Source organism: Pseudomonas sp. LAMO17WK12:I10, from assembly GCF_900215185.1.
Taxonomy (GTDB): Bacteria; Pseudomonadota; Gammaproteobacteria; order Pseudomonadales; family Pseudomonadaceae; genus Aquipseudomonas; species Aquipseudomonas chlororaphis.
In genome coordinates this window covers 59044-70479 of sequence record NZ_OBDX01000020.1, presented here as the reverse complement: position 1 = coordinate 70479, position 11436 = coordinate 59044, and the positions used below count along the sequence as shown (strand labels likewise).

Genomic DNA, 11436 nt, shown 5'->3' with positions numbered 1-11436 from the left:
CAGCTCTCCCCTCAGGCGCTCAGGGCCAGGTAGCGGTTCTTGATGCTCGGGTCGGCGCGGAAGTCGGCGGCGCTGCCCTGGTAGACCACGCGCCCCTGTTCGAGGACGTAATGGCGGTCGGCGAGCTTGTCGCAGACCATCAGGTTCTGTTCCACCAGCAGCACCGGCAGGCCGTCGTCCTTGATCTTGCGCAGGATCTTCACCAGCTCGTCGACGATCACCGGGGCCAGGCCTTCGGTGGGTTCGTCGAGAATCAGCAGCTTGGGATCGTTGAGCAGGGCACGGGCGATGGCGAGCATCTGCTGCTCGCCGCCGGACAGCGCGTGGCCGGCGTTTTTGCGCCGCTCCTTGAGGCGCGGGAACATGCCGTAGACATCCTCCAGCTGCCAGCGGCTGCTCTTGCGCTGGGCGATGCGCAGGTTTTCCTCGACGCTGAGCAAGCGGAAGATGCCGCGGTGTTCCGGCACCAGCGCCAGGCCCTGGCGGGCGATCTCGAAGATCTTCTTGCCCACCAGCTCCTGGCCGTTGAAGCGGATCTGCCCCTGGCGCGGGCAGATGATCCCGAGGATGCTGCGCAGGGTCGTGGTCTTGCCCGCGCCGTTGCGCCCCAGCAGGGTCACCAGCTCGCCGGCGTCGACCTGCAGCGAGACGCCTTCGAGGACGTGGCTCTTGTCGTAGTAGGAATGGATATTCTCGACGGTCAGCATCAGGCGGCTTCTCCCAGGTAGGCGCTGCGCACGCGCTCGTCGGTGCGGACGAATTGCGGTGTGCCCTCGACCAGGATCTGGCCGTGGCTCATGACGGTGATGCGTTGGCTGATGGACATGACGATGCTCATGTTGTGTTCGATCAGCAGCACCGTGTGGTCGCGGCCCAGGTCGCTGATCAGCTGGGTCATGATCGGGATGTCGTCGATGCCCATGCCGGAGGTCGGTTCGTCGAGCATCAGCAGTTTCGGCCTGGAGCAGATCGACATGCCGACTTCCAGCACCCGCTGCTGGCCGTGGGACAGTTCGCCGGCGAGGGTGTCGGCGCGTGCCGTCAGTTGCAGGCGTTCGAGCACCTGGTCGGCCATCTCCAGGTGTTCGCGGCGGCTGTCGACGTGGCGCCAGAAGTTCAGCGCCGCCAGGCCATCGCGGCCCTGGGCGGCCAGGCGCAGGTTTTCCCGCACGCTGAGGTTCTGGAACAGGCTGGTCAGTTGGAACGAACGGGCCATGCCCAGGCCGACCCGGCCGTGGGCCGGTTTCTTGATGATGTTCTTGCCGTTGAACAGGATCGCCCCGGTGGTGGCCTGGCGTTCGCCGGTCAGGCAGTGGAACAGGCTGGTCTTGCCGGCGCCGTTGGGGCCGATGATGGTGTGGATGGTGCCGGCCTCGACTTTCAGGTTGACGCCGTTGACCGCGTGGAAGGCGCCATAGGCCAGCTCCAGGTCCTGGGTTTGCAGCAGGTACTGCGTCATGACAGTTTCTCCTCGGTCGGCAGGGCCGCCTTGCGTGGCCCCCGGATGCGTTCGAACAGGCTCGACAAGCCGCCCCACAAACCGCCGCGCATGAACACCACCACCAGGATCAGGATGATTCCCAGCAGCATCAGCCAGCGTGGCCAGAGGTCGGACAGGAACTCGCCGAGCAGCACGATGGAACCGGCGCCCAGCAGGGAGCCGAACAGCGAGCCGGTGCCGCCGACTATGGTCATGATCAGGATGTTTTCCGACATCGCCAGGTCGATGTTCGACAGCGGCACGAAATGCAGGAGCATGGCGTACAGCGCCCCGGCGATCCCGGTGACCGCGCCGGACAGCATGAACACCAGGATCTTGAAGTGCCGGGTGTCGTAGCCGATGGCGGCGGCGCGGGTTTCGTTCTCGCGGATCGCCATCAGCGTGCTGCCGAACGGCGAGGCGATCACCCGGCGGGCACCGATGAAGATCAGTAGGAACAGCACCGCGACAAAGGCGTAGAAGTAGCGCGCGTCGCCGAGCGACAGCAGCACGGTGTCGCCGAGGCGGATCTCCGGGCGCGGCACGCTGAGCAGACCGTTGTCGCCGCCGGTCCAGTCGCTCAGGGTATAGGCGATGAAGTAGGCCATCTGGCTGAAGGCCAGGGTCAGCATCACGAAGTAGATGCCGGTGCGCCGGATCGCCAGGGCGCCCACCAGCAACGCCAGCAACGCGCCCACCAGGGCCGCGCCGAACAGGGCGCTGAACAGGCCCAGCTGCAGGTGGATCATCAGCAGCGCGGCGCAGTAGGCCCCGGCGCCGAAGAAGATGCCCTGGCCGAACGACAGCAGGCCGGTGTAGCCCAGCAGCAGGTTACAGGCCAGCGCCGCGAGGGCGAAGATCAGGATCTCGGTGGCCAGGGTCGCCGACGGCAGCACCAGCGGCAGGCCGATCAGTACCGCGACCACCAGCCACAGCAGGCCGCGCGATTGAGTCTTGGCGAACGGCAGGGGATTTTTCTCACTCATGTTCATGCTCTCCCGAACAGGCCGTAAGGACGCACCAGAATGACTGCCGCCATGGCGCCGTAGATCATCAGGCTGGCGCCCTGGGGCCAGAGGCTAGTCATCAGGCTTTGCACCACCCCCACCAGCAGACCGCCCACCAGGGCGCCGCCGAACGAACCCATGCCGCCGATCACCACCACCACGAAGGCCACCCCGAGGATTTCCGGGCCGACAAAGGGCTGGGCGCCACGCAGCGGCGCGAACAGCACCCCGGCGATCCCGGCCAGGGCCACGCCGAGGGCGAAGGTCATGGAGAACAGGCGAAAGATGTTGGTGCCCAGCAGCGACACGGTCTCGGTGCTTTCGCTGCCGGCGCGCACCAGGGCGCCGAAGCGCGTGCGCTCCAGCAGCAGCCACAGCGCCAGCCCGACCAGCGCCGAGAAGACGATGAGGAACAGGCGGTAGTAGGGGTAGACGAAGTCGCCGACGATCAGCACGCCGCGCAGCAGTTCCGGCACCGCGACGCTTTTGCCGACGGGGCCCCAGATCAGCACGCTGGCTTCCTGGATGATCAGCGCGATGCCCAGGGTCACCAGGATCTGGAAGGTATGGGGCAGGTGGTAGATGCGCTGGATCAATAATCGCTCGATGGCCCAGGCCAGGGCCGCGACCACCAGCGGCGCGACCAGCAGCGCCAGCCAGAAGCTGCCGGTGAGGCTGACGGCGGTGTAGCAGATGTAGGCCCCGAGCAGGAAGAATGCACCGTGGGCGAAGTTGACGAAGTTCAGCAGGCCGAAAATGATCGTCAGGCCCACCGCGATCAGGAAGTAGATCATCCCCAGGCCGAGGCCGTTGAGGATCTGGAACAGGTAAAGATTGAGCATGCGGGTACCCTCGACAGGGGGCCGGCGACTGTCGTCGGGCGGCCCGCTGCCTCTAGCCAGCGATGAAAAGGTCGGTCGGGGTCAGGCCAGGTTGCAGCCGGTGGCGCCGACATCCGGGAACGAGCGCCCGGAGCTGAGCACTTCGGCCAGGTCGTCCTTGTCGCGCATGCTGGCCGTGGCCTTGCCCTGCAGCAGGTAGTAATCCTTGATCACCTGATGGTCGCCGGCGCGGATGCTTTCCTCGCCGGTCGGGCCCTGGTACGTCAGGCCTTGCATGGCCTTGGCCACGGTCGCGCCGTCGAAGCTGCCGGTGGCGACTATGGTGTCGAGCATGATCCGGGTGCCGATGTAGTCGGCGGCCAGCGGGTAGGTGGGGTTGATGCCGTACTTGGCCTGGGTCAGCTTGACCAGCTCGCGGTTGAGCGGGGTGTCGACCTGGTGCCAGTACTGCGCGCCGAGGTAGACGCCTTCGAGCACGTCGCTGCCCAGTTCCTGGAACTGGTCGAGCCCGGCGGACCACACCAGCAGCACTTTCATGCGTTCCTTGATGCCGAAGTTGACCGCCTGGCGCAGGGCGTTGGAGGACTGGCTGCCGAAGTTGAGCAGCACCAGCACGTCGGGCTGGGCGGCGATGGCGTTGGTCAGGTAGCCGGAGAATTCCTGTTCCTGCAACGAGTGATAGCTGTTGCCGACGTGCTCGATGCCATGCTCGGCGCAGACCTGTCTGGCGCCTTCCAGCAGTGCTTCGCCGAATACGTATTGCGGGGTGATGGTGTACCAGCGCTTGGCCTCGGGCAGGCGCTTGATCAGCGGCACCATGGTTTCGCGAATGGCGCCGTAGGTCGGCACCGACCAGCGAAAGGTCGAGGCATTGCAGTCCTTGCCGGTGACTTCGTCGGCGCCCACCGGGGTCATGAACACGCCGTTGACCTTGCCTACCTCCTTGGCCACCGCCAGCGCCGAAGACGACAGGGTGCAGCCCTGGAAGAATCGCGCGCCGTCCTGGGCAATCGCCTCCTGCACCTTGCGCACCGCCTTGCCGGCGTTGCCTTCGGTGTCGATCACTTTGTAGTTCAGCGGGCGGCCGAGCAGGGTCGGGTACTGTTCCACCGCCAGGCGCGAGCCCATGTCGGCGAACTTGCCGTAGCTGGCGAAGGCCCCGGACATCGACTTGAGCCCGTAGAAGGTAAAGGGTTCGGCGGCAAAGGCGTTGCGCACCCCCAGCGGAAGGCTGAGGCCTGCGGCAACGGTCAGACTGGCTTTCAACAACGTACGACGCTGCATGGGGTAACTCCCTGGTTTAGTTATTGGCAGGAGCGGCAATGGCAAAACGGCGCAGCAGCCTGTGTTCAGGCTTTGTTATTGGCGAAGCGGCGTGTGGCGGGTGCGGCGGTTATCAATGGTGGTGGTCGAACTCCAGCAGGAAGTGTTGGGTGACCTCGCCCTCGAGGGCGCTCATATGGTGTTCGGCGTCGCACATGTGCTCGTGCATCAGCTGGCGTACCGCGGTTTCATCCTCGGCTTTGAAGGCCAGCAACAGGCGCTTGTGGTAATCGAGGTTGGCGGCGTCGAACTGCTTGCGTTTGGGCTTGTAGGCCTTCTTCAGCACCACCAGATCGCGCAGCAGGTCGTTGAGGAACTGCGCCATGAAACTCAGCAGCGGGTTGGGGCAGGCGCGGCCCAGCAGGTTGTGGAACTCCAACTCGGCGATGCGCTGTTCGCGCTGACCGGCCTCGCTGTCTTCCGGTGCGCTGCAGAAGTCGATATTGGCCTGCAGCGCCGCAAAATCGTCGGCGCCCAGGCGGCCGATCACCGACACCGCCAGCTCCACCTCGATGACCTTGCGCAGCTGGTACACCTGCTCGCCGTCCATCTGCTGGAAGTGCAGGTAATTGCGCAGGGCGCGGCTCGCCGGTTCGGTGCCGGCCTGGTTCAGGTAGGCGCCGCCGCTGGGGCCGGTGCGGGTATTGACCAGCCCTTCGACCTCCAGCGCCTTGAGCGCTTCGCGGGCCGAACCCTTGGAACACTGGAAGCTTTCCATCAGCTCGCGCTCGGTCGGCAAGCGATCGCCGGGACGCAGGGCGTTGATCACAATGGAACGCTTGACCGACTCGACAATCACGTCGGAAAGCTTCTGGCGTTTGCGGCGAATAGGTCGTTTGAGCATGTTTTCGATTTATCGTATTAATGCGGATAAATAGTACTTAATAGGGCTGGGCCCGCTGCGTCAATCGTCCGGGAGGCGAGCTGTCGTTTTCAATGTGGGAGGGTCGTAATCAGAACCAGGGTGAGTGGCGGCGAGGCACTTGTCGAAGGTCCTCCATCCTGTGTCCAGTCACTAAGCTGATGGCAGGCCATGCGCTGCCATAGACGGGAGGAAATCATGATTCTGTGCAAACGCGCCTATGAGCCGGCGAGCCCCGACGACGGCTATCGGGTGCTGGTGGACCGCCTGTGGCCGCGCAACTGTCGCAAGGAGCGGTTGCCGCTGGACGAGTGGTTGAAAGACCTGGCGCCGTCCAGCGGATTGCGTCGCGCCTTCAAGGCCGGCGAGCTGGATTTCGCCACCTTCCGCAGCCGTTACCGCCAGGAACTGGCGGCCCGCCCCGAGCATTGGTGGGCGTTGCTGGAACGCGCGCAAAAGGGCCGCCTGACCCTGGTGTACTCGGCCCACGATGAAGCGCACAACAATGCCCGGGTGCTGGCTGAGTGGCTGGAGGACGAGCTGGACCGACAGGGCGAGGGCAGTTCGCCGGTGTGCTATGCGCACCTGTCGCCGCCTGAATGACGTTGCTGGGTTTCAGGGAGACTTCAACATCACATAGGCCTCGCCGCCGCGCCGGTCGTGCATCAGCAGGAAGGTCTGGTTGTCGAGGGTGATTTTCGCCGGCAGGTGCTGCGCCACCGGGGTGCTGGAGAACTGCTCGGCCAGCTTGAGAAATTGCGCGGTCAGGGTCTTGTCCCGCTGCGACGGCGTGGTCACCGCGCATTGCTTGCCTTTCTGCACCTGGACCCCAAGGCTGTGGTCCGGCCTGAGCCCCATCCGCGCATACCCGGCATTGTCCAGCCTGGCGATGCCATAGGCCTTGGCCGCGTTGTCGGCCCCGGCGAAGGAGGGCGCGGACTTCAGGCAGATATCGCGAAAGGCCAGCACGCCTTCGGCGATGGCTGCCGCTTCCTTGTCGATGACTTCGGGCGGGCTGGCGCAGCCGGCCAACAGGGCCAGGACCAGGCTCAAAGGGCTCAGGATCGCGCGGTTCATCGGACCTCCCAGGCATTCACGGGGCATGCTTATAGCCTAGCCAAGCTTCAGCCTGCGGGGGGGCCTGGGTGATGGGCGCCTCGCACCATGAAACATTTGTCATGGGCCGTCGGCGTCGCCAGCCCCTACACTGGCTTTCACCTCCATGGCTCACGGACACCCCCATGACGGCAGCAGCGGCGGCAAGCATCCTCGAAACGGTCGAAGGCCAGCGCCTCAATGGCGAGGCCTGCGAACCCTGGCGCGAGTGGGGGCCGTACCTGAGCGAGCGGCAGTGGGGCACGGTGCGCGAGGACTACAGCGCCGATGGCGATGCCTGGGCCTACTTTCCCCACGACCATGCGCGCAGCCGTGCCTACCGCTGGGGCGAGGACGGGTTGGCGGGGTTCTCCGACAAGTCCCAGCACTGGTGCCTGGGGCTGGCCCTGTGGAACGAGCGCGACAGCATTCTCAAGGAGCGCCTGTTTGGCCTGAACAACGCCGAAGGCAATCACGGCGAAGACGTCAAGGAGCTGTATTTCTACCTCGATGGCGTGCCCAGCCATGCCTATATGCGCATGCTCTACAAATACCCGCAGGCGGCCTTTCCCTATGAGGACCTGCTGCGGGAAAACGCCCGGCGCGGCCTGGACGATACCGAGTACGAGATCCTCGACACCGGGGTATTCGAGGACGATCGCTACTTCGACGTGACCGTGGAATACGCCAAGCACGCGGTCGACGACATCTTCATGCGGGTCACGGTGCACAACCGTTTTCATCAGCCGGCGCGTTTGCGGGTCTTGCCCCAGGTATGGGCGCGCAATACCTGGAGCTGGGGCGGCGACTCGCGCAAGCCGAGCTTGCGCCTGGAGGGCGAGCAATTGCTGGCCCGGCATCCGCGGTGCTCGCCGATGCAGGTCAGCGCCTGGGGGCCGGAGCGCTGCGAGTGGCTGTTCTGCAACAACGAAACCAACTTCCCGAAGCTCGATGGCCTCGCCGCGCCCGGCCCGTTCAAGGACGGCATCAACGACTACTTGCTGGGAGGTTCCGCCAGCGCCATTGCCCGTGACGGCGGAACCCGCGCCGCCGCCCACTTCACCCTGGAGCTGGCCGGGCTGGAGAGCAAAAGCGTATACCTGCGTTTTGCTCCGGCCGGTTCGCCCCAGGTCAGCGCCAGGCGCCTGTTCGAACAACGGCGGGCCGAGGCCGACGCGTTCTACGCCGCGCTGCAACAGGGCATCGCCGATGCCGACGCACGCAATGTGCAGCGCCAGGCCCTGGCCGGGCTGCTGTGGTCCAAGCAACTCTACGATTTCGACGTCAACCGCTGGCTCGATGGCGACCCCGGCCAGCCCGCGCCACCGGCGTCGCATGCGCATCTGCGCAACAGCCATTGGCGGCACCTGGCGAACTTCGACATCGTGGCCATGCCCGACACCTGGGAATACCCCTGGTACGCCTCGTGGGACCTGGGTTTCCAGGCGGTGGCCCTGGCCTTGATCGATCCGGGCTTCGCCAAGCACCAGCTGTTGCTGCTGGTCAAGGATCGCTTCATGCATCCCAACGGGCAGTTGCCGGCTTACGAGTGGCGCTTCGACGACGCCAACCCGCCGGTGCATGCCTGGGCCAGCTGGCGGGTGTACCTGCGGGAAAAGGCCCTGACCGGCCAGGGCGACATGGACTTTCTCGAGCGGATCTTCCACAAGCTGCTGCTGAACTTCTCCTGGTGGGTCAACCGCAAGGACGCCGAAGGGCGCAACCTGTTCCAGGGCGGTTTCCTGGGCCTCGACAATATCGGCCTGTTCGACCGCTCGGCGCCCTTGCCGCCGGGCTACACCCTGGACCAGGCCGACGGCACCGCCTGGGTCGCGGCCTATGCCCTGGACCTGATGCGCATTGCCCTGGAACTGGCCAGGCGCAACCCGGTGTACGTGGACATCGCGGTGAAGTTCTTCGAGCACTTCCTGTACATCGCCGGGGCTATCAACCGGCTGGACAACGACGACACAAGGCTGTGGGACGAGCAGGACCGGTTCTTCTACGACGTGCTGCATCGCCCCGACGGTGGCAACGAACCGCTGCGCCTGCGCTCCATCGTCGGCCTGATGCCGCTGTTCGCCGTGCAGGTGCTGGAACAGCATGAACACGAATGCCTGCCGGGGCTGCGTGAGCGCTTGCTGGAGTTCATGCACCATCGGCCGGACCTGGCCAGCCTGGTGTCGCGCTGGAACGAACCGGGGCAAGGCAATCGCCTGTTGCTGGCGCTGTTGCGTGGCGAACGCACCAAGGACCTGCTCAAGCGCATGCTCGACGAGGCGGAGTTTCTTTCCGACTTCGGCATTCGCTCACTGTCCAGAAACTTCGCCGAACAACCCTTTGCGCTGCAGGTCGACGGTCACCAACTGTGCGCCCGTTACGCGCCGGCCGATTCCGACTCACGGCTATATGGCGGCAACTCCAACTGGCGCGGGCCGCTGTGGATGCCGATCAACTACATGCTGATCGAATCGCTGCGCGAGTTTCATCGCTACTACGCCGACAACTTCTCGGTGGAATACCCCAGCGGTTCCGGCTACCTGGCGTCCCTGGAGGAAGTCGCCGACAGCCTGAGCCAGCGCCTGACCCGCCTGTTCCTGCGCGACGAGGACGGACGACGCCCATCGATGTGCGCCTACGCGCAGTTGCAGGCCGATCCCCGGGACCGGGATCTACTGCTGTTCCACGAGTACTTTCACGGCGACACCGGCCGCGGCCTGGGGGCGAGCCACCAGACCGGCTGGACGGCGCTGGTGGCGTTATTGTTGCAGCCTGTAGCCGCTGCCGAGCCTGCGAGGCTGCGACAAGGCCCGCAGGGTCTTCAGCGGCCTTGAGAACGCCGCGCCCCTGCGGGTCGATCGCAGGCTGCGCCAGCGGCTACAGGGGCGGGGGGATCAGGCGCTCAAGGTATCCGGCTGTGGCACCGCCCAATCCTCGATCAACCGCTGCGGGGTGCAGCAGGTCTTGCGCTTGTAGACGAAGCTGGCGCATTTCTCGGCGAAGCCGTGGCGGTTCTGCACCATGTCCAGGTGCATCTGTTCCAGCTCGGCGTTGCGGCAGTGCTGCATCAGTTGCGGGTCGGCGTTGGCCTTGCGCTCGCGCAGGGCCTGGTATTTCGGTTCGGTCAGCACGGCGTTGGCCCGTTGCAGCAACCACAGGCCGAACTCGTCGGGGCAGCGCGGGCCGATTTCCTGGACCATGCCCATCTGCAGGGCCTGGAAGGCGTTGATCGGCAGGCATTGGTCAGTGAGTTTGTGCGCCATGGCGTGGCCGACGGCGCGGGGCAGGCTGTAGGTCCAGTATTCCGAACCGTACAGGCCCATGCTCTTGTAGTGCGGGTTGTAGACGGTATTGGCCCGGGCCAGCACCACGTCGGCCGCCAGCGCCAGCATCAGGCCGCCGGCCCCGGCATTGCCGGTCAGGCCGCTGACCACCAGCTGGCGGGCGCTGAGCAGCTCCTTGCAGACGTCGTCGATGGCCTGGATGTTGTTCCAGGCTTCCAGGCCCGGCACCGGCGCGGCCTGGATCACGTTGAGGTGCACGCCGTTGCAGAACGCGCCACGCCCGCCCTTGATCAGCAGCACCTGGGTGTCCCGGGCCTTGGCCCATTGCAGCGCGCTGACCAGGCGCTGGCAGTGTTCGGTGCTCATGGCGCCGTTGTAGAACTCGAAGGTCAGCTCGCCGACGTGGCCCGACTCGCGGTAGCGGATCGGCTGGTAGGCCTCGTCGCTGAACGGCTCGCTGGCGACCGACCAGTCCAGCTGAGGCACGCCGTCCAGCTGGCCGGCCAAGACATGGCGGGCCGGCAGCTTGAAGTGTTCGGTGCCTGGCCGGGCCTTGCGCTTGAGGGAGCCGATCCACAGGCTGCGGTCGCCGCAGGCCACCAGCACCGCATCGTCGTGCACTGCTAGCAACTCGCCGGGGGTGCCGCTGCGGCTATCCAGGTGCGCGTCATACAGGTAGTACTGGCCGCCGGCGAGGCTGGCCAGGACCCCGGGCTGGCCGTCGGCGGCGTCGATGCAGCGCTTGATGAAGGCGGCGCTGTCGTGCCAGCTGAAGCTGCGGTCGTCCTGTTTCATGTTCGGTTGCAGGCGGCCGCGCACCTGCGGCTGGCTGTAGTCCAGGGGCACCGGGACGAAGTCGCTGCCGAATTTTTCCACCACATCGCGGATGCAGTAGATCGCCGCGTCGGCCACCGGCCCGTTGTACAGCTCGGACTTGCGCACCTGCGCCGGCACCTTGAATTCCCAGGTGGACCAGACCGGCCCGGCGTCCATTTCTTCCACCGCCTGCAGGGCGGTGACGCCCCAGCGCTCGAGGTTGTTGCTGATGGCCCAGTCCAGGGCGCTGGCGCCGCGGTCGCCGACGATGCCCGGGTGGATGATGATCACCGGACGGGTCGGGTGGCGCCACAGTTGCTCGGGCACCCGGTCCTTGAGGAAGGGGCAGATCACCAGGTCGGGGTCGGCCTGTTCGATCTGCCGGCAAACGTCTTCTTCGCTGGTGAACAGCACCACACTGGGACGATGGCCGGACTGGCGCAGGTCCAGCCAGGCACGCTGGGTGAGACCGTTGAAGGCGGTGGACAGCAGAATGATCTTCAGCGATTGCATAGCGACTCTTCCTTGAGGATGAAGCGGGGCCGGCCGTTCCGAAAGCCGTCCCTGGCCGATGGAGGCGCCAGAGTAGAGAGGACCTTTGGGCGTCCTGCTGACCGAGATCAATCAAGTGCGTCGGGCGGCGCGGCGAGGCGCCGGATTACATATATTCGTTAGTTAGCCTGGGTGAATTTTTAATTACTTCCAAATAGATTCAGCCCTGTTGCAC

General features: G+C 65.4%; 10 protein-coding genes. 2 read left to right on the top strand and 8 right to left on the bottom strand.

Annotation, left to right across the window (positions count from 1 at the left end; genetic code table 11):
* Positions 1 to 11 precede the first annotated feature (11 nt).
* From CRO75_RS20980 to CRO75_RS20955, 6 genes are all read right to left on the bottom strand, one after another.
* Positions 12 to 707: an ABC transporter ATP-binding protein gene (locus CRO75_RS20980; protein WP_007932342.1), complete on the bottom strand. Its 696-nt coding sequence runs from the start codon at positions 705 to 707 to the stop codon at positions 12 to 14.
* Positions 707 to 1459 carry an ABC transporter ATP-binding protein gene (locus tag CRO75_RS20975; RefSeq protein WP_097137866.1) on the bottom strand — a complete coding sequence of 251 codons (753 nt, stop codon included), beginning with the start codon at positions 1457 to 1459 and terminating at the stop codon, positions 707 to 709. The genes CRO75_RS20980 and CRO75_RS20975 overlap by 1 nt, the downstream gene beginning before the upstream one ends.
* On the bottom strand, positions 1456 to 2466 hold the full coding sequence (locus CRO75_RS20970) for a branched-chain amino acid ABC transporter permease (protein ID WP_097137864.1): 1011 nt from the start codon (positions 2464 to 2466) through the stop codon (positions 1456 to 1458). Before CRO75_RS20970 ends, CRO75_RS20975 begins: the two co-directional genes overlap by 4 nt.
* 2 nt (positions 2467 to 2468) lie before the next feature.
* Positions 2469 to 3329, bottom strand: a complete 861-nt coding sequence (locus CRO75_RS20965) for a branched-chain amino acid ABC transporter permease (RefSeq protein WP_097137862.1) — start codon at positions 3327 to 3329, stop codon at positions 2469 to 2471.
* An 81-nt stretch (positions 3330 to 3410) separates the two neighbouring features.
* On the bottom strand, positions 3411 to 4613 hold the full coding sequence (locus CRO75_RS20960; protein ID WP_097137860.1) for an ABC transporter substrate-binding protein: 1203 nt from the start codon (positions 4611 to 4613) through the stop codon (positions 3411 to 3413).
* Between the two features lie 112 nt (positions 4614 to 4725).
* Complete coding sequence (locus tag CRO75_RS20955) at positions 4726 to 5496, bottom strand: FCD domain-containing protein (protein WP_097137858.1); 771 nt, start codon at positions 5494 to 5496, stop codon at positions 4726 to 4728.
* A gap of 216 nt (positions 5497 to 5712) precedes the next feature.
* On the opposite strand from CRO75_RS20955, the gene CRO75_RS20950 reads away from it, so the two are divergent.
* Positions 5713 to 6117, top strand: coding sequence for a DUF488 family protein (locus CRO75_RS20950; RefSeq protein ID WP_097137856.1), 405 nt, complete (start codon positions 5713 to 5715; stop codon positions 6115 to 6117).
* Between the two features lie 12 nt (positions 6118 to 6129).
* On the opposite strand, the gene CRO75_RS20945 is transcribed toward CRO75_RS20950, so the two are convergent.
* A complete protein-coding gene (locus CRO75_RS20945; RefSeq protein WP_097137854.1) occupies positions 6130 to 6591 on the bottom strand; it encodes a hypothetical protein in 462 nt (153 codons plus the stop codon).
* 164 nt (positions 6592 to 6755) lie between these two features.
* Here CRO75_RS20945 and CRO75_RS20940 point away from each other — a divergent pair, with 164 nt between their 5' ends.
* Positions 6756 to 9443, top strand: coding sequence for a glucosidase (locus tag CRO75_RS20940; RefSeq protein WP_097137852.1), 2688 nt, complete (start codon positions 6756 to 6758; stop codon positions 9441 to 9443).
* Between the two features lie 60 nt (positions 9444 to 9503).
* On the opposite strand, the gene CRO75_RS20935 is transcribed toward CRO75_RS20940, so the two are convergent.
* Positions 9504 to 11222 carry a hydrogenase maturation protein gene (locus tag CRO75_RS20935; protein WP_097137849.1) on the bottom strand — a complete coding sequence of 573 codons (1719 nt, stop codon included), beginning with the start codon at positions 11220 to 11222 and terminating at the stop codon, positions 9504 to 9506.
* Positions 11223 to 11436: the final 214 nt, after the last annotated feature.